We start from the raw sequence: 21,352 nt of genomic DNA, 5'->3' as shown, positions 1-21,352 counted from the left end.
TTTATTCCGGAATTAATTTCTTACTATAAAAAGGGACAATTTCCATATGACAAAATGCTAAAATTTTATGATTTTGAACAAATAAATAAGGCGTTTGAAGAATCAGAGAAAATGGTTCAGTTATTAAGCCTGTTTTAAAAATGAAGTAAGAAAATGCACCTTTCAAGCAATTGATGTTTGAAAGGTGCTATCATTTCATATAGTAAGTAATACAGGTAAATATAGTTTTATTTCTCAAATGGAATACTCAACAAATCCGGAACTGTGACAAATTCATAGCCTTGCTCTTGCAGTTTTGGAATAATTTGCTGAAGTGATAAGATTGTATTCGTTCGATCTCCAGAAGATTCTGCCCCGTCGTGCATGAGAATAATTGCGCCTGGATGAATGTTGTCTACAACTTTCGAAGCAATTACTTCAGGCGGATCTTCTTGCCAATCCAGCGAATCAACCGACCAGCCAATCACGGAATAGTTCATGTTCCCAAGCTTCTCGACTAATTCATTGTATAGAAAGCCATAAGGTGGTCTAAATAATTTTGTCCGGTAACCTATAATTTCGTTAAGGGTATCTTCCGTTCTCGTTACTTCACTCTCAAGTGTTCCGAGGTCAGCTTCTTCGACAAGGTTAGGGTGTAAGTAGGTATGATTCCCGATTACATGGCCCTCGTTTTGCATTCGCTTTACAATCTCGGGGTTAGCAACGGCTTTTGAACCCAGTACGAAGAATGTTGCTGGGACATTGTACTGTTTTAATACGTCCAATACATCATTTGAGAAACGGGGATCAGGACCGTCATCAAACGTTAAAGCAATTCGTTTCTGATCAGCAGGACCCTGTATGAAAAATATTTCGGGATAGCGTTGCTGTAGTATTCTCAGGTCAACAGGCTGCATAGGTTCTCTTACGGAAATCTCAGTTACACCTTTATGGCCAGATAAATCTTGTTCCGCATTTCCCTGTATTGCATAAACGCTCATCATGTCTGTTATAGGAAAACAAAATACAAACCCCATAACCAACAACCATTTTACTATTCGTTCCTTCATCCATTCATCTCCTTTCTTTTTTTATATTGATTCCCATTTTAGAGATGGCTATCCGAACTTAAATGTTTTTATATTTCCCATATTTGGGCTTATTGTATTTTCAGTACACTTATAATGACATTAAATAAAAAGAGGAACCGTCAATGATTTCTACATCTTCACGAAGTTTTATTTCCTCCATGATACTTCATTTAAAGTGGATGATACGCTCTATTTGTATGAGAAGTTGGAAATACCTCTTGTATTTGATTAACATCACCATCTTGCTCATCATTATGATGAAAAATGGGATAATAAGTGGGACCGAATTGTCGCTACTTGGAAGGATTCACCATTGCCAATAAAAATTTAACCCACCTCATCTGTAGTATGGTTATAGCAGACATTTTTATAATTCAAAACTGCATTCAGATAAAATTAAGCCCGTTAAAGGGAAGGGTAAATCGCTTGGAACTTGCGAAGGAGTTAGGTGCGACAGCTACTATTAATAGTCGCAATGGAAATGTTGCGGAAAAAATCAGCGAAATTACTGGTAAGGGTGTTCAGCATGTACTTGATACGACTGGAGTAGATATGGTAGTTGAACAAGCAATCCTATCATTAGATGCTTTTGGAAAAATAGCAACTGTTGTTACTGATTTCAGCCTTAATATCCCCCTGGAAATCTTGGCGCTAAAAGGCGGCAGCATTGTAGGAACAAGTCAAGGCGATGCCATTCCACAAAAATTTATCCCGGAAATGATTTCTTACTATAAAAAAGGACAATTTCCATATGACCGAATGGTAAAATTTTATGATTTTGAACAAATTAATAAGGCGTTTGAGGAATCAGAGAATGGTTCAGTTATTAAGCCGGTTTTAAAAATAAAGTAAAAAAATGTTATGCATCTTTCAAGCAAATTGTTGTCTGAAAGGTGCTTTTTCTTTTTTGGTTTTTTAAACATGTTGGCTATAGTATAGAATATTTACGACATCATATAGTAGATAGATATTCGACAATCAGGGAAAATTAATTAGAAATAGAAAAGAGATTATGAAGTGTTTCACTCGAGCGAAGACAATAAAAAAGGTGTTGTGTTAAAATTCAAAAGTTAAATAGACTATTTAAAGGGGGTAGATTAAGTGAGCAAATCAACAAAAAAACGTCGTGATTCCGAAAATGCGGAAGAAATGAAACGTGTTGTTTCAGATCGCAAAAGGGAGAGGATTATTTATGGTTTCATTACTGTATTCGGTATTCTAGTTTTGTTAGGTGTAGCTACTATTATTCTAGGAATATTATTTACTACAAATCTTTATCATGCATTTATCTATGACTGGGTAGGAACTGCTTTTTTGTATATGGGTGGCATGACCCTACTTCTCTACTTTATTTATTGTTGTCTCGTTATCACGATAAAAAATCCCCAAAAGGTAAGGAAAAGCCAGGTAGTTGCATTCGGGGGAGCAGGAATAATTTTTATCGTCTTATGTGTAATGATTTTTCAAGAGTTTAGTTCATTAACAATGAATAGTATAAGAGATATGAATGATTACTCAAATGGTGTGATGAAGATAGAGGAACTTAAAGTTGTAGAGATATATGAGGGGATATATTCCATATTTGCGAAAATATATCACCTTTTTATTTTTTAATATTATTTTACCTGTAAAAAGTTTATAATGAACTAATTAGTCGAACAAATGTTCAATTATAAGGGGATATAAAATCGTTTATGCTATGAAAAACTGTCTGGGTTAGAGAATATGAATTCTATGAAACTATTTAGAAAAAGTTGCAGCCTGGGAGGACAACTATGATTTCCTTTTTTCAACGATTCACACTGTTTACAAGAGTGCTTTTACTAATTTCTGTCTTCTTTTTTATCGCCCTGAATCTGCAGGTCGATTTTTTTACGACGCTCTATGAGCCAATTCGTGACAACCATGTAGCGATACATAGCTTTCTTGAGATGGCTAGCATCTTTGTGGCGCTCGCCATTGCACTTCATGGCTGGATTTCCTTTAAGGAAACGATGTCGGCAAATTGGCTTCTGTTTTCTGCGATGTTTGTGGCGGTTGCGGTGTTGGATGTGCTGCATACTTTCTCTTTTGATGGTATGCCTTATTTTATTATTGACAGTAATTCGTTGGCGGCAACTTGGTTCTGGATTACTGCTCGGTTGACGGAAAGCATAGTTTTCTTGGTTGTCGTACTTTTCCCTTTAAAAAGTAGAGTGAAGCTATTTGTTCGAAATTACGTTTATCTGCTTGCACTAGTGTATGCGGCGTTTGTGGCCTTCATTGTTTTTAAATATTATGCCGACCTGCCGATTCTTATCGGGGATAGGGGTCCGACCTCATTAAAGAACAGTTTTGAATATTTAACGATGAGCATTCATGTGGCAATACTGGTTAAAGTGATGACGAGCAAATTTGATATGAATTACAAGGATATTTCTATTGCTTCGTTTTACCTGATCATGTCTTCGTGGCTTTTAACTTCCTATGAAGTAGTGACGGAATACCGGAATTTGGCCGGGCATGTTTTTAAAGTACTTGGCTATTACTATTTGCTGAAGCATATATACCACCGGAAAATAGAAAAGCCTTACACTGAACTACATAATTTAGGTACAAGGCATAAACTGTTACTGAATTCGGTAGCGGAGGGAATTTACGGTATTGATGAGGATGGCAAGGTAACTTTTATCAACGACTCAGCCCTTAAGATGCTTGGCTATAGGCAGGAGCAAATTGTCGGTTTGGATTTACATGATTTCATTCACTGTACCTCCGAGGGCTGTTGCTTTGAAAAATCGCACTGTATTGCTTGGCAAACTTCCTATGACGGAGAATCGCGCTTCTGTAAGGATCAGTATTTTAAGCATATTGATGGACATGTGTTCCCTGTATCGATGAAAACAGAGCCAATGCTTGAAAATGGGGAGCAGAGGGGAACGGTTGTCACATTTTCCGATCTTTCGCGGGAATTGGCTTTTGATGCATTACAGCAGGAGAAAAATGAAATAGACCTGGAACTGCAGCTTGCCGTTAAACTCCAGGAATCGTTTAGTGTACAGCAACAAAAATGGAAGCTACTCGAGGATGTCGGAGCAGTAAGCGTTCCGTACCGTGCACTTAATGGCGATTTTTACAGCATTGTGCCGCAGGGAAACTTGCTGATGATGGCCATTGCCGATATTTCAGGTAAAGGCATCCCGGCAGCTATTCAGAAATCAATGATGGTTTATGCGCTGGAGGATTTCAATAGCCGCTTTGAGGAGCCACATGATGTACTGACGAGCATGAACAACTTTGTACATGATTATACGAGCGACTATTCCTTTGTCACAATGTCAATGGCGAACTATAATAAAACATCCCGGCTATTTTCCTATTCGACAGGCGGACATGAGCCCATTATATGGTACAAGGCTGGAATCGATAAGTTTATTGAATTACACACGAAAAACCCTGCGCTTGGTATTTTGGCGGATAGTATCTATACGACGCACTGTGTGGAGCTTGAGCCGAATGACCTTATTATCTTCTATACAGACGGGGTAACCGAATGCAAGGGAGACATTGCATCCGATGGGATCGATTTGCTGATTAGTGCAATAAAGGAAGTTGACCATTCTCTGTCAGGGGGAGTATTCGCCAAGCAAGTGCTAGAAAGAGTAAACAAATTGAGACCGTCCGATGTTCATGATGACCAAACCATTCTTATATTGAAGGCTTAACCAGGTGCACTAGCCTGGTTTTTGTTTTTTTATTAAGGAATCGAGCTAGATTGCCCCTATCTAATTTGGGAAATGTATTTTTCCCTATTGGAAATTTTGGGTTTTCCCACCTTATATATATCCATTTTTATTCCTCCCTAGCAGTTAAAAATTAAAAATCACATTGAAGTTCGATGTATCTTTCTTAGGAAGCTGATCATAACAGCTATACATAAAAAGAAGAATTGGAAATACAGTCTCCAATATTAATGTAAGACTCCTAGTTATTCCACAATCGGCGCTTTCCCAGAATTTTGGAACATTGGTGGGCTTTGTTACTTTATGTAAATGCTCATGGACTATTTTGACTAGGCACTAGGATGAGGTTTTATTATGTAATTAATAATTTATTCATAATAAATTGAGAAGGTATGTTATATTGTATATACTGAAAAAATATGTAAAATGGTAAGTTGTTTAAAGAGTTTAAATTTTAAAAATTTCAGGAAAATGTATTATAAATTATTATTCTTTGAATAACTTAATTGCAATAGGGGTGCTTTTGTGGGAAACCTAAAAGAATTGGAATTATATAATGACTTTAATGAGCTGGCAAATGATGTTCTTGCATTAGCAACCGAAATATTGCCAGACAAATTAATTTTTTTAACTACCTTTAGTAATAACCAACAAATTATTCTAAAACTTTCAGACACTAATACAAGTATTCTGTTAACAGAGGGAATGGCTTTAAACATTGATGAAACCGCATGCAATCGAATCGATTTCGGAAACAATCGACCATTAATCTTTAATGATACTAGAGAAAGCTCCTGTCCAGCTGATTTAAGTAATTTACTTGAATCAGCTAATATTAGATCCTATATGGGACTTCCTATTTCCTTGGTGGAGGGGGAGCGATTCGGAACCTTATGTGCGGCACATCATCAAGAGAGTTACTTTGACGAAAAGAGTATAGAACTGCTACAAAAGATAGCTAAAATGTTTTCATATTATTTAAGTTTAGAATATATTGCCTTTCGAGATCCATTGACTGACCTATACAATAGACGTTATTTATCAAAATTTTTTAGTATCCCTTCTGCAACTGGAGGAGTACTTTTCTCAATCGATTTAGATGGTTTTAAAAACGTTAATGATGTTCATGGGCACGAAACTGGTGATTTTGTATTAAAAGAAGTTGCCTTCCGACTTAAAAAATTTATTAATGAGTATAAAGATGAGTTTGCAGTTAGGTTAGGGGGAGATGAATTCCTGGTACATTTCCCTCAAATTCTATCTAAAGCAGAAATTAGAAAACAAGCCGAGGATATTCTAGAAAGTTTAAGTACTTGGAATCCCGAATACCAACTTTCTGCCAGTATGGGAATTGTAACATATTCTAAAGCGCATGATATTGATGTAAAAGTATTACTAAAAAATGCAGATAATGCTTTATACTGTGCGAAAAATGCAGGGAAGAATACCTATAAATTTTTTGGAGATTTGCATGAGTTATCTTAGCTCTGCTGCACATTGATGTGACGAGCTTTTTCAATTGTATAATTGGGGGAAATTAAAAGGCAACCTGTTATATGATTGCCTTTTAATTATGAGAATGAGTTGGGGGATTCTTTGTTGCCCGTTAATACTAAACAAACTTTATTATAGGAAAATTAGAATACTTAAAAGCATCTGTTGGTTTACTCCATACAGATGCTTTTTTAAGCCCTTTATTATATAGTCTCAAGATAACGATATAGTGTTGATTTACTAATACCTGTCTCATTTTTAATATCTAAAAGTGTAAATTTCCCGGACTCTGAGCCACTCTACTTAATGTAGGGTTGCTTTTATGTTACTCAACAATCGGGCGCTATTCTGTAAAAAGGAGCAGCCCGTTTTCATTATAGGGCCAAATTGGTAGAGTAGATAAGCATTCGCGTTTATATTTTATATTCTCAGATCATTTAATATATTGATTACTCATCAGCACATCCTGCAGTAGCTCAGTTGGGATTTCAACCGTGACAACGCCCATAAATCCTGGTGCAATTTCGTAGTCGTTAAAGGACATGACCAGCTTGCCGGCATCTGTAATATAAAAGTTTTGTTCGGGTGTAATACCTTCAAAAACACCCATTGTTTCGTCAAAATACTCTGTTCCGCCAATCCAATACATTTCATCGCCCTTTGTTTCAATCATCCGGTTTCGTAAATCGTCCTCAATATAGGTATTAATAATCTCCAAATAGCGATCATCTTTAAACAGACTTGGCAATGTAATCACCGTCTCTGATCTTTTATCAATCGTCGTGTACTTCATCACGGTAGAAGAAGAAACAACCGTCACTTCTACGTAACGGCCAAATGACAACAGGTCGTCCGTATCTGTTTGAACGATGTAGCCACTGTTGACGGCCATATTGCCAGCTTCCATATTCTCTATTTCTGTTTTGAATTGTTCATACAGTTCCTTGCCTTCCTCTACATATTGCTTATTTAATGCTTGAATTTCACTCGATGAACCAGAAATTTGAGGGACTTTAATGTCAGCTGTATATTTGTCTTTTTCCAATTCATACTCTGTAAACGTCAGCACTTTTACGACAGAACCGATGATAGGCACCTCAGCTAAATTTTTAGCAAGTGTAGGACTCGTGTTAAGACCCGCAGTAAATAAAAGCGCCGCTGCTGCAGCAGATGCTAAAAAAATGGGCATTTTTCGTTTTTTCCTCGGTGGACGCTGTAAATTTTTCGCCACGACGATCTCTAGCTCTTTTGGAATGGGAATCGCTTTGTATTGATCATTTAGTTGTTTTATTTTTTTATGCATGACGGATTATTTCCTCCTGTTCCAGCTCAATTTTTAATAGCTTTAATGCTTTATATAATCGCGATTTAGCTGTGCTTACGGGAAGCGTTAAAATGTGAGCCACCTCATCGATTTTTAAATCTTCAAAATAGCGCAGTATAATGACCTCTTGCAGCTGTATAGGCAGTTGCTGTAAAGCTTGCTGTAAATCCAGGTTTTCATATGTATCATGCTCAGGCAATTGCTGTAAAGCCTCGTCACCAACTAATAACACCCGATTATGCTTTCGTAAAAAATCAATTGCCGTACGTACCAAAATTGTATAAAACCAGCTTTTCATCTGTGCAGTATCCGTTAATTTCTCAAGTGCCAGCCATCCTTTTTGTATACTGTCCTGCACGATATCAAGCGTATCCTGTTCATTTTTTGTATAGCTAAAGGCAAGTCGATAAATAGACTGTTGCTGCGATTGAATAAATGCAATAAATGCTGCTTCTAATGGTTCTGTCATTCCTTGATTCTCCTTTTGTGTTGTCCATACTTATAAGACGGATAGAGATGTATAAAAAGTTTAAACTGAAATTTATTTTATGGGATTTCTATAGAACAGGTAGTAAAAGTAAAAGATTTTTGGACAAAAGGATTTAGAACATTTATACTGTTTGTTGTTCCTTTATATCGATGTAATAGTAATAATTTAAATGGAATAGCCCTTATTTCATCAATCGGTGGGATGGGCTATTTCAATTTTGGAAAATAATTTAATTGTTTAATTTACAGCAAAATATGTATTTAATAGTAAGGAAGAGTGTTTTAATATGAAACGTTTTAAATTAAAGCTGATAATAGTGTTATCTATAGTATTAGTCATATTCTTTATTGGAATAAGTATGTATACTTCCTATATAAAGATTGAAGATACAGTGGAAGATGCGATTGCTAATCAAAATCTTGAAGCTGCCAAATCCATTGCTAAGGCGATTGATCTGGAAACATATGAGCGATTTTTAAAAGAACGGAACCGTGATGAAGACTATTGGACAATACGACATTATTTAAATGATGCCCGAGAAAAACTAGGTGTATTATACGTCTATACTATGGAAATAGACAATCCGACTACATCGAAAGCGTTAATTGTAGGTGAACCTAAAAACAAGGATAATCCAAATGATTTTCCAATAGGTGAAGGCTGTACTGTACCGGAAGCCCAAGTGAAATTAGCGTATGAGGAAGGAAAGCAATTTGTAACAGGGATCTTGGAAGATACGAGATATGATCATCATTATATAACGGTTGGGACTCCTATTATGAATGGAAAAGGGGAAATCATTAGCTATCTTGGCATTGATATTAGTACGGATACACTTGACGGGATTAAAGGTACAGTTATTAAGAGTAATATTTTTCTATTAATACTCAGTGGAGTTTTTGTTGTAATTGTTATTATTTCTTTCTTACTTTTACAAAAGTGGTATCAAAAAGAAGTTGGAACTACGGAGGATACATATCAAAAGGAAATTAAAACGTTAATTGCTTCTGTCTCATCATTAAGGCACGATTATATTAATCATATCCAAGTTTTACATGGCTTTCTGCATATAGGTGAGGTAGATCAAGCGAAAAAGTATGTCGATCATCTATCGAAAGACATACAGACAATTGAATCCATTAAATTGAATCTTGATCACCCAGGATTAGCGATATTACTGCAAACAAAAAAATTAACATGTCAAAATCAACAAATTGATATACAGATTACCGTTGATGATCATCCATTTGATAACATAAAAACGATTGATCTAATCAATATATTATCGAACCTAATTGATAATGCGATCGAAGCGACAATGGAGTTGCCAGAGGAACTGCGTAAAATTACAGTTAGCTGTAAGGCGGACGAGTTATATTATACGTTCTCGATTACGAACGCCGGGCGGAAGCTACCAGATATAAATCAAATTTTTAAACAAGGCTTCTCTACGAAAAAAGTAGAGAAAGGAAGAGTTAGAGGACAAGGTTTGTTTATTGTGAAAGAAACAATCAATAAATACAATGGTACGATCACATTTGATACAATAAACGAAAAAGAGACAACAGCGATTGTGAAAATCCCTATTAAGTAAATAGTAAAAGGTTATGGTACAAATTTAAACGTGCCATAGCCTTTTTTAGTGGGAAAAAAGCTTTTTTAGCGATGGTATGTAGTGCAAGTCGTCCATAAGCACGAAATATAAAAATAGCGCACTGTTATGGTACGCTCGACGAATAGTCAGCTAGCTGTAAAATTTTTCGGCATAGTATATTCAGCTGCTTTCGCAATGGTAACCTTTACCGAAGAAAGGTGAACAATCAATCCAATTAAAAATTCATCAATTATCGGTTTTGCCGCAGTCGTATGTGTCTCTTCTCTTTATATTTATGGGTTAGTATTTTAAATAGAGTTTTACAAAAGCTAAGAGTGTAAGAAGACAAAGTGATTTTTATAGTTATTTAAGGGAATGGTTATCCAGTAAATGATAAAGGTGAAACCTACGGACCAGATATGGGTACATGAGGATTATTGATGAACTTGATTTAATATTGGCACAAGGTAAGAACAGAATAATAGAGTATTAAAAAAGTAGAGCTGGGTATCTGTTGTAATTGTATCAGTTAACATTTTAGTAGCAATTTTTAAGCTGAGAGCACCTGGATAAAAGCCAGTGCTTTTTTTTATATTCAGAATAAAATGATTATACAAAAGATATCATTGTGAAGGGGACTGCTTCATTGTCTACTATTTTAAAGTGTCAAGAATGTGAAGAACCGGCTCGATTACTAAAAGAAACCAGGAAACTTTCCGCATTGAAAAGTTAAGAAGGTTTATGAACGTAACTGTATATGTGGTGGTGGAATTAAACCTACGATGGAATAGGGTTTTAAATAGTGCGTATTGCTATTCCTCAGGCGGTACGTGCTATTGAGCGTTGATGAGTGTTTTATTTGTATTCCCACTTAATTTTATTTCTGTCCTATAGGAGGTGGTAAATAGTATGGATTGGTTAGATAAGGCTGCAGAAAACTACACAAAAATCAAAAAGGCTCAAGAAAATCAGAAACAAATAATAAAAAATTATCCAATAAAGGTAAAAGAATTATGGGCTTCCTTTAAACAAATGCATGAAACTATAGTTAGTAAATTTGGTAATTCCACTATTTTTACGAGCAACCCCTTTCATATGGAATCAGTAATTGGTGATGTTTCAATTAGAGGAAGAGCGAAGCAAGCAAGTAAGGCAGTTGGATACTACGGTTCAGTTATAATTACGATCGAATATATTAACTCTAATAGTACTGGGATTGTGCATTTCGATGAATTGTTATTAGGCGATGTAAATGGAGAGCCAACATGGGTTTATCGAGGTATAGTCAATGGGGAAACTACTGATATAACCTTTGATAATGCGGACATAGAAAAGGTGTTTAAAAGTGCACTTTCTATTTACCTATAAAAATATAGAAAAGGTGCTACGCCCATAATGAGCGTCTTTTTGTTTTACCAAGTTACTGGCATAATGAGATGATGCCATTGAAGGGACACCTAGTTCTGGTAAAACAACAGCCGGGCATTTTGGTTATGCCAATTGCTCGGACTTAAAATTAGGAAAGTTAAGACATAGAAAATTTTATTCTAGAAAAGTGCGTTTTTCTTGAATAGGGAAGGGGTCCTTTTCAGTTAAAGGACCAGATTATCGAGTAATATTTTTTTAGAAGAATATCAAATGATTCTTTGAGTACTTAGAAGAAATATAAAAGTTCCATATAATTCTCGAAACACAAAACCAGATGGGAAGCATAATTACCTTGCTTTCCATCTGGTCATTAATTTAAGAAATTATGTGGTTGTTTTCTTAGTAATATAATAATTTTGAAGTACTTCTTTAAAAGTGAATTCTTAACTCAATTACCACAATTATTTATGTTCTACCTTCACACGCTTAATAAAGAACGCAAACACTAATCCGATGATTGTAATAATAATCGCAAAGGTAAACGCATTATGTGCACCTTCTACAAAGGCAAGTAACGGATTTAATGGATTCGTTGCTTCTTCAGGTTGACTAAGATACTCTTTGGTTCCTGAAACTAATAATGAAATGGCAACGGCTGTTCCAATTGCTCCTGATACTTGTTGTAACGTATTCATAATCGCTGTACCATGCGGATAAAGCTCTGGTGGCAATTGATTTAATCCGTTCGTTTGTGCTGGCATCATTACCATCGAAATCCCAACCATTAATACAATGACAACGCCAATTATAAAGCCTTTAGTCGTTTCAAGATCAATAGTAGAGAATCCATATAACGCAACTAAAATAAATAGTAAGCCCGGAATAACTAGCCATCTTGGACCAAACTTATCAAATAAACCACCCATGATTGGTGATAATAAGCCGTTCATAATACCTCCAGGCAATAACAGTAAGCCTGCTGTAAATGTACTTAATGCTAATACAGACTGTAAATACATTGGCAGGATTATCATTGAAGACAGCATTACCATCATGACAACAAGGACAAGTACCAAACCAATCACAAACATTGGATATTTAAATGCACGTAAATCCATCGTTGGTTGTTTCATTGTTAGTTGTCGAATGGCAAATAACACTAACGCAATAACACCTACAACTAATGTTAGGACAACTTCAAGGCTTCCCCAACCGCCGCCTTCACCAGCGCTACTAAAACCGTATACAATCCCTCCAAAACCAACCGTAGATAATACAATTGAAAGAATATCAATTTTTGGTTTAGTAAGTGTTGTTACATTTTGCATAAAAATCGTACCGAATATAAAGGCCACAGCTAAAACAGGTAAGCAAACCCAGAAAATCCAGTGCCATGTTAAAGTATTTAAAATTAACCCTGAGATTGTTGGACCAACAGCTGGTGCAAAGCTAATAACAAGCCCCATTAAGCCCATCACTTTCCCACGGTTTTGTGGTGGAATTAATACTAAAATCGTATTAAACATAAGTGGTAATAAAAGCGCCGTTCCGATTGCTTGAATTACACGTGCAATCATTAATACCGTAAACGTTGGAGCTAATGCTGCAACCAATGTTCCTATGATTGAAAAAATAAGGGATGTACTAAAAAGTTGTCTTGTTGTAAACCATTGTAAAATCAGACCTGATACAGGCACTAAAATTCCTAGCGTTAATAAATACCCTGTCGTTAACCATTGGACAGTCGCTTCATTAATATTAAAATCAGCAATTAGGCTGTTTAATGCCATATTTAAAGCTGTTTCACTGAAAAGACCCACAAAGCCAGCAATTAAAAATGCGATGATAATCGGCACAGTTTTTATATTATTTTTTGGAATGGTTGAATCATTATTTGAAGAACTATCTATTTTCATAATTTTTGTTATATCTCCTTTAGTGATAAAGATTAGCTTATCATATTGTTGTATTGATGGAGTACCTAATGCTTGAATAAAGTGATGGTAAGCACATTAATGTTTTTTGACATCTTTAATAATATAGATAAGATTTATAATAACAAGTACGATATTTTTTAATAGATACTATTAAATTTTATAGATACTATTAAAAAAATAGTGTAGAAAGGATGCAGTATGACTTTTACGGAACTTGGAGAAAAAGTTTCAAGTTATCCTACATGCCATAGAACAGTGGTCAGCAGAGTATGCAAAAGTTAGAAAATAGAAGCGTCGAAAGAAGTGGCGTTTTTGCAAAGGATACGGATATTTTTCCTCGCATGGGTGGGGGGAAGGACGAAAAGCAAATCTTACTGCAGGTCAGCGTGTTTTAATTGTTGGCGGTTCAGGCGGTGTCGGGCAATTAGCAAAAAATTTAGGTGCATCTTACAACAGTCGGTCCGAAAAATATCGAATTTACGAAAAATCTAGGTGCAGATGAAGTCATTGATTACAATACGCCAAACTATTGGACATCGATTGAGCCAGTAGATGTCGTCATTGATGGCGTTGGTGTCAATCAAAATTTATTTTCTCAAGGTAGACAAAAAGGTTCCCTTTCTTGATCGGGAACCTTTTTTGTCTATCGCATGCGAATTATTTTCTAAATAGAAGATATTTCCCGATGAACGAGTAACTGCCTGAGAGGGTAATTTAAAGAGCAATTATGCACTCGTTTCAGTTTTCTTCATTTCAACATATTCCGTTGACCAAAGCTCTAACGCCTCCAGGACAATCTTAAATTTCTGACCAATGGGTGTTAAAGAATACTCTACCTTTGGGGGTACGACAGGATATACTTCTCGATGTACGAGTCCGGCACCTTCTAACGTACGCAGCACCTTTGTTAAATTTGCTTGTGTCACTTGCGGTGTTTTTCTTGATAGCTCCCCAAATCGTAATGTTTCCCCCTGTAAATAATACATCACGACAATTGCCCATTTATTTTGTACAATTTTTTGTACGTCTACAAGCGGACACGTTTCAATATTCGTTTCATAATTTTTCTTCATTTATATGCTCCTCTTACACTATCTTTTTTTATAGTATCTATCAAAAAATAGCGTACTTGTCATATCGTATTTTACCTTTAGTATTTATATTGTCAAGCACCAAAAATGTAAGAACATTTTTATCGGTTTGACGGGGTTTTTCCTATGAATTATTAGATATACATTTAAAATAAAAAACAGACTAAGATTAGTAGCACAAACCAAGGCCATGGTTTGTGCTACTATTTTTTATAGTAGAAGTGAAGGAAAGTCGACCAGCCTCTGGGACCATTTGAGAGTCCGTATTTAAAACCGGCTAACTTCACACCCTATTACACGAACGAATTGAAGAAATCTCCAGCCTTGATGGACAAGCTCCTGAAATTGTATTTGAAGCGACAGGTATTTATTCAAAACCTGTGGAAGCGTTTTTCAAAAATCATGGCTATACATACAGTCGGATGAATCCACTTGAAGCGAATTTACAGATGGCGAATAGTGTTAAGTGCTTCTTCAATATAATTCTATTTTTCAGAACCATTGACATTTTCAAAATTCATTTCATTTTCCTTTTGAGTACATGTGTTGCAATTTTCTACTGTATAGGATTGTGTTGGTTCAAATTGAAAAATAGTACCCCTAAAATTTATACAGAGTAGATAACCTTTTTAATAAATAAATTCACGTTACCACCCTTTTAAAATTTTTTAGGATTAATTCCTCGTTTATTGTATCTTGTAAACTTCAAAAATTTCCTTTTAATTTTTGTTAGCTCTTAAAACAGCTACAAGCACTGTTAAATCAGTGTTTGTAGCTGTTTTTTATAGAAAATAACACTCTGAGACGTTGTGAAAAATTATTTTAAAGAGGACTGTTCGATCTACTTGTTCTGAATGGCTGTAACATATAAATAGAATCTCAATTAAATGTTACCAAACATCGCTCTAGGACTTTTAACGTCACCAATTCGTATATTATATGGTGAATTAGATGAACCATTGTATAAAGAGAGTGCAGGAATAATTCTCCAAAGCGTTGCAACAAATCTAAAAATAATCAAGGGATATCCAAACTCTAAACACTTAATGACATTAGGCACAGATATTAATCAAATGAATAAAGATATTCTTACATTCTTAAATGATTTAACCTGGTAGTTTTATTGAATCTTCAACAATCGGGCGCAATTCTTCAATAAGAAGATCGCGTTTTTCTATTATAGGGCCAGATTCTGTCACAAGGAACAACCCTTTATTCACTTAAAGAGTCCCATTGTGTATAATTTGAATATCTAAATCCTTTAATAATTTTTCTAACTGAATATAGACAAAATAAAGTTTGTAACGTTTAATAAACCTTAAAAAATTACAAGCCTTTTGGGATTTCAATAGGTTTTAGAATAGAGGAGAAATCATGGATAAATTAAAAAAATACTTCGGTCAATTGAATATGACTTGGTCGAGAGTACTTCTTTTAGCTGTTATTACAGCGGTATATACTGCACTTATCAATCAGGTGTCATTTTTAAAAGATACCTCATTTCAAGATATCGCTATTTATGTTGACTGGTGGATTCTTTTTGCTGTATTCATTATTGTGAACTGCGAAAAGTGGTGGGAAGCAGCACTTAAATGCTTCGTGTTCTTCCTTGTTAGCCAGCCCTTAATTTATTTAATTGAGGTGCCGTTTTACGCGCAAGGGTGGGAGATATTCCGCTACTATGATTACTGGTTTAAAATCACATTTCTAACCCTGCCAGGTGCTGTGATAGCATTCCAACTTAAAAAGAAAAACTGGCTTAGCGTTCTAGTTTTGTCCGTGGCAACAGGTTATCTTGCCTACGCTAGCGTCGATTATTACAGAGCTGCAATGACAAATTTTCCGAATCATCTCCTCAGTGCTATATTTGCCCTTGGCTTAGCGATTTTCTTCATTTTTGTTTTACTAGATAATAAAAAGCATCGCATTGCGGCTCTTTCGGTCTTAGCTACGGTACTTATTGTTATTGTTCTCTTTACTGGACCAGATAAAACAGAGGAAATATTCCTTGAGGAGGGAAGTTGGACTTACTCGATGGAGGATGAGACCGTTGTCATGATAGAGATGACAGATGACAACCATGCCACTTTGACAGCAAAACAGGATGGTAATACTTTCATCCGCTTTGAAAATACTGAAGGTACCGAAATTAACTATTATGTTACTGTAAGCGGTGGTGGTATTTGGATTAATCTACTTGACGAAGACTAACTGTTCTACCTAGCGTAATTTAAATATACTTTAGATTTATGTAAGCTAAATGTAATTTTTTTATATCCTAAGGCGATGTTCAACAATCGAGCGCGATTCTTCAATAAGGAAATCGCGTTTTTCCGTTATATCCATATTGTTGAATGAAGAAATGTTAATGATACTTAGTAATATTTGAAAGAAAAGAGATAGGAGGCGTAGCAATGGATCCAGAGTTAATCAAGCACTTTGCGCATGAATTACATTGGCATTTACCAGAAGAAATGCAGCAGGAAGCAATTGACTGGCTTGTGGCATACACACCGCGTGATCAGCTTGCTCTCGTTTTTCCGCCATATGGGAAAAGCTACTGGCAAAACAGCGTGAAGGTGGTTGCCAAAATTGGTTATCCAGCCAACGTAGCTGCTTTCCCGAGGATGGTCGAGTTGTTTCAAGATATCAATTGGCCTGGTGCGGAGGAAGCGGTGCAATATTTTCAAACGCTAGAAAAAGCGATTGTCGTACCCTATCTAGAAGCTGGAGGGAAGCAAGCGATAGCTGAAAAGGATGAACAGTGGCTGTGGTTTTTATATGCGGTTTGCGAACGGCTACGGATCGAGCGAATGGATTTTCAAGATGGTACTGTGTTTGAGGCGATGGAGGAAATCTATACGCGTGATACGTAGATTTTATGCGAAGTGACTGGCTAGCAACCAGTAGTGATGAACCTAGTTATGGAAATAGATGGCTATTACGAGCAAGTATTGTTAAGCGGGGAAGGAGGTTATGTGTATCGATTATATAAACGGCATTGGCACGAGGTCAGGTGAAGGTATTTTATTATCAACTTCGCTTAAACGAGAATGGGGCTTGTCAAATAAGTTTGTCTATTTGTACGGCGATGGGCATACGTGGGTAGCACTTGATTATCGTCGTTATAAGGGTGACAATCCGCCTGTTACGTATATCGATGTGGAGCGTGGCGACAAAACTGTCATCGCGAAAGATTTTGAGGCGTTTTTGAAGCTGCTGACATTCGACGAAAGCTTGCAAAGTAGTGAATATGAATACGGGCGTGAGCTAGAGTATTTCCCACGTGAGGAAGTCGAGCACATAATGGTTCGCTGTAAGGACACCGATGCGTATGCGATGTCTGCTGGCATGATGTACTACGGCTTTACAGACGATGATTTGACGTGGTATTTTACGCAGCTCGATACATATATAAAGGCGTTTATTGAGGGAGGCTATGACATTTACAAAAAGCCAAACCGTTCCATTAACATGCTTGATTTTTTTATGAACGGTACAATTACGATGATTAAAAAGCGCAATGTTAATATACTCGCATATCCAGAAGGTAGAAGTGTGCTTGCACGATTGAAGAAGTTTCCAGCGAAATATGATGATGGGATGATGCAACGCAAAGCGGATAAAATACAGCGTTATTATGAAAAATTCGTATAGAGGTGAACCAGATGAAGGAAAAAATACTAAGCAATGAGCTTGTAAAGCAAGAGTTACCGCAACGTGACGTTGTATTTTCACCATCGACGTATGCAGGTAGAAATGAGGAGTTGGACCATGGAGCAAACTTCATTTTATACATATATTAAGCTAGCAGCAGACGATTTTCCCTTAGAGGCCGTGACGGAGCGTTTAGGTGTGGAGCCAACAAACACTTGGAAGGTCGGAGATGAGGTACGCCGAAACCGTTCGCTTAAACGGTTTTATACGTGCTGGAAGTACCAAGTCGGCCCAGTCCAATCGCTCGATGTAGACGATGTGCTAAACCAGTTGTACGACGTATTTAACCCGAAAGTTGACGTTATCAATGAGCTAATGCAGCAATACGATTTAAACGTAAAAATTGTATTAGTTATTGAAATGGAAAATGGTCAGACACCTGGGCTCGTCATTTCACCAGCATTTAGCCGCTTTACAAGTAGCCTTGATGCATTGATTGATATTGATATGTATGTCTCTCCGTTTAGTGAAATATGACTAATATTATAAAATATGACAGACCGTATGAATTGTTACTAGACGTGCAAGGCTGTGGCGTGGATCAATTTCAATGAAACGCATCCAGAATATGATGCCGTATATAAGCATACTGAAAATCCGTATGATGAATTCCCTTACACTGTATCGGATACACAGGAAACGACTGTTTAGCCTGCTTTGTACCGAGATTTAATTTATGTGACGAAATATAGGGTCATCTTTAGCACTTCTTATGAACAAGTTTGCTATAGTCTGCAGGTAAAAGGAAAGGGGTTACCGATATGAGACTCGTACCGTATAAAAAAGACATGAGATACCTCAAATTAGGTAAGCAATTTTCTGCCTATGACATCGTCAGCGAGGAGCAAACAGAAGCTGTTATGCAAACGTTCGCCAAAAATCGGTGGGCGTTTCCGATGACGCTATATTTTGAGTCGTATCCAGATGAAAAAGATGCGATATTGAACACACCATTGCCGGTGAAAGAGATGTTATCTATTAAAAAGATTCTCCATTTTTCTGCAAAGGTCTTTCAGCGTGAACGTATTCCAGCATTTGTCCTCCAAATCGATAATGAAACGATGCTCGAGCAAGCGCTAGAGGAATTTTTCTACGTCTCCGAGCAAAATTTTCTTTTTGCATTGACGAATGAACAAAGGCTTATATTTGAAGGTGAGCATCTTTCGACGAACAGTGACAAGACGGAAATATTGATAGTAGATTATGACGGACAGGCCGCCATTTTTATCACAAGTAGAAGGGAGGATTTTTTATGCGAAAAATGATTGAACCATTTCTGATAGCTGAGATTGCATCAGATCGTATGGAAGAGGATATGCTGTACTATTACGATTCACAAGGGCAGTTACTTGCAGATGTGTATCAACAGGACGGGCAATTTTGTTCAGCGACGTTTTATGGTGAAGGTGAATTCAAGCATGTTACGAAGGAACAAGCTGTTGAAATCGCTGAAGCAACTAAAAAAGTCTTTGGGCAAGACCATTTACAGTTACAATCGATAGAACGCGAGGAGGAGGGCTATTTAGCTGAGTTTAGACGAATTGAGCCTGTATATGGATTGCTTGTGCAAGGTGTTGGCTTGTTTGTGACAGTGACGGATACTGGCTTTGTTGCAAGTGTAACATTACATGAACTGGATCTTGAAATTTGCTATCCTGAGACAATGATTTCAAAGGAAGAGGCACGTGCCCTAATCCAGCAGCAGCCAATTTTACAGCTTGGCATTGCAAGGGAGATGGGGTGGCAATATACATATAAGCCAAATTACGATTTATTCGGCGTCGATCCAGACGGAAAAGTACGTTTATGGAGTGAGGATGAGGCGATGAAGGATGCAAGCTTCGAGCCTTTGCCAGAAGTTGAAGCAATAACTGATTTTGATGCGTTTTTAAAAGGTGGTCGTGATGGCATTATTGAGTATTCTCAATCAGTAGAAGAAAAATGTTGGTCAGTTGAGGCAGAGGATAGAGTTAGCTTACAAGACAAAGTATTTATTCGAGCATGCCAAGTAGTCAAGTATTTAGTTGGAGAGGCGTATGAGCACTATTACTTTGAACAAATGCCAACGTTACGTAAACTACTACAAATGGATAAGCAAGCATCTGTCGCATTCCGCTTTGTTTATATTTATGAAGACATATCGTTTGATTTTGAGGCACTTACGATTTTTGTTCATACGGGTACAAATCAAATTTCATCAGTTCAGTATCGTTTGATTCCATTTGAAACATTTCCAACATTAAAACAGCCAACGATTTCATTACAACAAGCAAATAACATTGCAGGACAGTTAATAGATGTCGAACTTTTATTAGAAAATGATTTAGTGAATGAAAGAAAACGTTCGTTTGTCTATACGATTGATTATCCTACATCACCAACAGGGGCACATATTCAATTTGTCGATGCGTATACAGGAGAAATTCATTGGATTGACAATCGATAGGGAGGTTTATCGATGATTTTAAAACGAGGGTTGACAGGCTGCACTGCGGGAGATTTGTCTCTAGAGCGTGACTGGGGTTCTTTACGAATAGCGTTTAAAAAGGCGAGCTATGCGGCAGTTCAACCTGTGAATGGTCGTGTCAAAGAATGGTTTGAGCCAGATGTGATGATTCAGTATCCGAATATACATGTAGAAGTGAATGAAATACCCACAGTACTTGAAAGACTTGTTTGAAATAAGTGAAATGCAAGATCGTCTACAATACGATAAGGAGAGACCGCCATATAGCGAGCGCGATGTAATTGAAAAAATCAAATATACGGAGAGGGTAACGAATAATTCCAGTGCAATTTGGTTTAAGCAATCTGCGAAAGGGACGCTTGTATCTTGTGCAGCAGTCACATCTACTGTACTAGCGTATACTTTTTCTTTTTTATTTTCACTTTCAGCAGTTTTTACTGCCTTTGGGGAGTTTCTGTTTCATCTCCACCGCACGAAGCTAGCCCAAGTGAGAAGAGTAATGTTGCACCACACATCCGTCACGCAACAGCAAAAATCATTAGTTTTCACGAGGAGATTAAGGCATAAAAAAAGCCGAAAACCTTTGTTAATAAAGGCTTTCGGCATGATGGTCCCGACTGGTCTCGAACCAGCGACCCCCACCTTGTCGAGGTGGTGCTCTCCCAACTGAGCTACAAGACCGTGATAAGAAACAGATATAACATTGTTCTTACCTGTTAGTATAGCATTCTCAGAGGGAGAGGTATATAGAAAACTGTTATATTTTTACTTTTATTTTTATTGCATCCTACAATTTCTCCATAGATCAACGTCTTTTCTTTTTATCGTCTTTTAATAGCGCTTGTTTTTTATTTATTTTTTCCAGGACGACATGGACGTGGTATTTACTTTCTTCGATTTGAACGACATGTACAACCTTTCCTTTACGACCTTTTATTTTCAGATCCTCATCTACTTCAGGAATACGTTCTAAACACTGACTTAGAACAGGCGTATTATTTTCCAGATAATGAACGGCAAACAACATGTTAAAGCGCTCCTTATTATTTCAATTTTGGATTGAGTCAATTTATGAAGA

The 21,352-nt window shown here is 36.6% G+C and carries 21 protein-coding genes, 1 tRNA gene and 1 pseudogene; 16 read left to right on the top strand and 7 right to left on the bottom strand.

What is annotated here, in order from left to right; genetic code table 11:
* Positions 1 to 227: 227 nt before the first annotated feature.
* Positions 228 to 1,049: a polysaccharide deacetylase family protein gene (locus MKZ25_RS10425; RefSeq protein ID WP_340801426.1), complete on the bottom strand. Its 822-nt coding sequence runs from the start codon at positions 1,047 to 1,049 to the stop codon at positions 228 to 230.
* Between the two features lie 181 nt (positions 1,050 to 1,230).
* Here MKZ25_RS10425 and MKZ25_RS10420 point away from each other — a divergent pair.
* The 5 genes and pseudogenes from MKZ25_RS10420 to MKZ25_RS10400 all read left to right on the top strand — a co-directional run.
* Positions 1,231 to 1,398 (top strand): annotated as a pseudogene (locus MKZ25_RS10420) (UV DNA damage repair endonuclease UvsE); the annotation flags it as partial.
* A gap of 98 nt (positions 1,399 to 1,496) precedes the next feature.
* On the top strand, positions 1,497 to 1,922 hold the full coding sequence (locus MKZ25_RS10415) for a zinc-binding dehydrogenase (protein WP_340801425.1): 426 nt from the start codon (positions 1,497 to 1,499) through the stop codon (positions 1,920 to 1,922).
* A gap of 249 nt (positions 1,923 to 2,171) precedes the next feature.
* Positions 2,172 to 2,684, top strand: coding sequence for a hypothetical protein (locus MKZ25_RS10410; protein WP_340801424.1), 513 nt, complete (start codon positions 2,172 to 2,174; stop codon positions 2,682 to 2,684).
* 161 nt (positions 2,685 to 2,845) lie between these two features.
* Positions 2,846 to 4,774 carry an MASE3 domain-containing protein gene (locus tag MKZ25_RS10405; protein WP_340801423.1) on the top strand — a complete coding sequence of 643 codons (1,929 nt, stop codon included), beginning with the start codon at positions 2,846 to 2,848 and terminating at the stop codon, positions 4,772 to 4,774.
* Positions 4,775 to 5,317: 543 nt separating this feature from the next.
* Complete coding sequence (locus MKZ25_RS10400) at positions 5,318 to 6,277, top strand: sensor domain-containing diguanylate cyclase (RefSeq protein ID WP_340801422.1); 960 nt, start codon at positions 5,318 to 5,320, stop codon at positions 6,275 to 6,277.
* A 442-nt stretch (positions 6,278 to 6,719) separates the two neighbouring features.
* Here MKZ25_RS10400 and MKZ25_RS10395 read toward each other — a convergent pair whose 3' ends face one another.
* Together MKZ25_RS10395 and MKZ25_RS10390 are read right to left on the bottom strand one after the other, a co-directional pair.
* Entirely contained in the window at positions 6,720 to 7,589 is an 870-nt protein-coding gene (locus MKZ25_RS10395; RefSeq protein ID WP_340801421.1) for an RsiV family protein, read from the bottom strand.
* A complete protein-coding gene (locus tag MKZ25_RS10390) occupies positions 7,582 to 8,079 on the bottom strand; it encodes an RNA polymerase sigma factor (RefSeq protein ID WP_340801420.1) in 498 nt (165 codons plus the stop codon). Before MKZ25_RS10390 ends, MKZ25_RS10395 begins: the two co-directional genes overlap by 8 nt.
* A 307-nt stretch (positions 8,080 to 8,386) precedes the next feature.
* Between MKZ25_RS10390 and MKZ25_RS10385 the strand changes: the two genes are divergently transcribed.
* Both MKZ25_RS10385 and MKZ25_RS10380 read left to right on the top strand, forming a co-directional pair.
* Entirely contained in the window at positions 8,387 to 9,694 is a 1,308-nt protein-coding gene (locus MKZ25_RS10385; RefSeq protein ID WP_340801418.1) for a sensor histidine kinase, read from the top strand.
* A gap of 909 nt (positions 9,695 to 10,603) precedes the next feature.
* On the top strand, positions 10,604 to 11,062 hold the full coding sequence (locus tag MKZ25_RS10380; protein ID WP_340801417.1) for a hypothetical protein: 459 nt from the start codon (positions 10,604 to 10,606) through the stop codon (positions 11,060 to 11,062).
* 461 nt (positions 11,063 to 11,523) lie between these two features.
* On the opposite strand, the gene MKZ25_RS10375 is transcribed toward MKZ25_RS10380, so the two are convergent.
* Positions 11,524 to 12,978: a DHA2 family efflux MFS transporter permease subunit gene (locus MKZ25_RS10375; RefSeq protein WP_340801416.1), complete on the bottom strand. Its 1,455-nt coding sequence runs from the start codon at positions 12,976 to 12,978 to the stop codon at positions 11,524 to 11,526.
* A gap of 461 nt (positions 12,979 to 13,439) precedes the next feature.
* Between MKZ25_RS10375 and MKZ25_RS10370 the strand changes: the two genes are divergently transcribed.
* Positions 13,440 to 13,625, top strand: a complete 186-nt coding sequence (locus MKZ25_RS10370; RefSeq protein ID WP_340801415.1) for a hypothetical protein — start codon at positions 13,440 to 13,442, stop codon at positions 13,623 to 13,625.
* A 99-nt stretch (positions 13,626 to 13,724) separates the two neighbouring features.
* On the opposite strand, the gene MKZ25_RS10365 is transcribed toward MKZ25_RS10370, so the two are convergent.
* Complete coding sequence (locus MKZ25_RS10365; protein ID WP_340801414.1) at positions 13,725 to 14,072, bottom strand: winged helix-turn-helix transcriptional regulator; 348 nt, start codon at positions 14,070 to 14,072, stop codon at positions 13,725 to 13,727.
* A gap of 1,392 nt (positions 14,073 to 15,464) precedes the next feature.
* On the opposite strand from MKZ25_RS10365, the gene MKZ25_RS10360 reads away from it, so the two are divergent.
* The 8 genes from MKZ25_RS10360 to MKZ25_RS10325 all read left to right on the top strand — a co-directional run bounded on the left by MKZ25_RS10360 (position 15,465) and on the right by MKZ25_RS10325 (position 20,487).
* Positions 15,465 to 16,301, top strand: coding sequence for a hypothetical protein (locus tag MKZ25_RS10360; RefSeq protein WP_340801413.1), 837 nt, complete (start codon positions 15,465 to 15,467; stop codon positions 16,299 to 16,301).
* A gap of 203 nt (positions 16,302 to 16,504) precedes the next feature.
* Positions 16,505 to 16,966 carry a hypothetical protein gene (locus MKZ25_RS10355; protein ID WP_340801412.1) on the top strand — a complete coding sequence of 154 codons (462 nt, stop codon included), beginning with the start codon at positions 16,505 to 16,507 and terminating at the stop codon, positions 16,964 to 16,966.
* 100 nt (positions 16,967 to 17,066) lie between these two features.
* Positions 17,067 to 17,747: an SMI1/KNR4 family protein gene (locus MKZ25_RS10350; RefSeq protein WP_340801411.1), complete on the top strand. Its 681-nt coding sequence runs from the start codon at positions 17,067 to 17,069 to the stop codon at positions 17,745 to 17,747.
* Between the two features lie 11 nt (positions 17,748 to 17,758).
* Positions 17,759 to 17,896, top strand: coding sequence for a hypothetical protein (locus MKZ25_RS10345; protein ID WP_340801410.1), 138 nt, complete (start codon positions 17,759 to 17,761; stop codon positions 17,894 to 17,896).
* Entirely contained in the window at positions 17,865 to 18,284 is a 420-nt protein-coding gene (locus MKZ25_RS10340; protein WP_340801409.1) for a DUF4279 domain-containing protein, read from the top strand. The genes MKZ25_RS10345 and MKZ25_RS10340 overlap by 32 nt, the downstream gene beginning before the upstream one ends.
* 284 nt (positions 18,285 to 18,568) lie before the next feature.
* Positions 18,569 to 19,072 (top strand): hypothetical protein, encoded by a 504-nt coding sequence (locus MKZ25_RS10335; protein WP_340801408.1) that lies wholly within the window; start codon positions 18,569 to 18,571, stop codon positions 19,070 to 19,072.
* On the top strand, positions 19,060 to 20,253 hold the full coding sequence (locus tag MKZ25_RS10330) for a hypothetical protein (RefSeq protein ID WP_340801407.1): 1,194 nt from the start codon (positions 19,060 to 19,062) through the stop codon (positions 20,251 to 20,253). Before MKZ25_RS10335 ends, MKZ25_RS10330 begins: the two co-directional genes overlap by 13 nt.
* A gap of 12 nt (positions 20,254 to 20,265) precedes the next feature.
* Positions 20,266 to 20,487, top strand: a complete 222-nt coding sequence (locus MKZ25_RS10325) for a hypothetical protein (protein ID WP_340801406.1) — start codon at positions 20,266 to 20,268, stop codon at positions 20,485 to 20,487.
* A 395-nt stretch (positions 20,488 to 20,882) separates the two neighbouring features.
* On the opposite strand, the gene MKZ25_RS10320 is transcribed toward MKZ25_RS10325, so the two are convergent.
* Together MKZ25_RS10320 and MKZ25_RS10315 are read right to left on the bottom strand one after the other, a co-directional pair.
* Positions 20,883 to 20,955, bottom strand: a tRNA-Val gene (locus tag MKZ25_RS10320).
* A 124-nt stretch (positions 20,956 to 21,079) separates the two neighbouring features.
* Entirely contained in the window at positions 21,080 to 21,301 is a 222-nt protein-coding gene (locus tag MKZ25_RS10315) for a hypothetical protein (RefSeq protein ID WP_340801405.1), read from the bottom strand.
* Between the last annotated feature and the right edge of the window lie 51 nt (positions 21,302 to 21,352).

Origin of the sequence: Solibacillus sp. FSL W7-1464, from assembly GCF_038004425.1 — a bacterium.
Taxonomy (GTDB): Bacteria; Bacillota; Bacilli; order Bacillales_A; family Planococcaceae; genus Solibacillus.
This window is presented reverse-complemented; position numbering and strand designations above follow the sequence as displayed.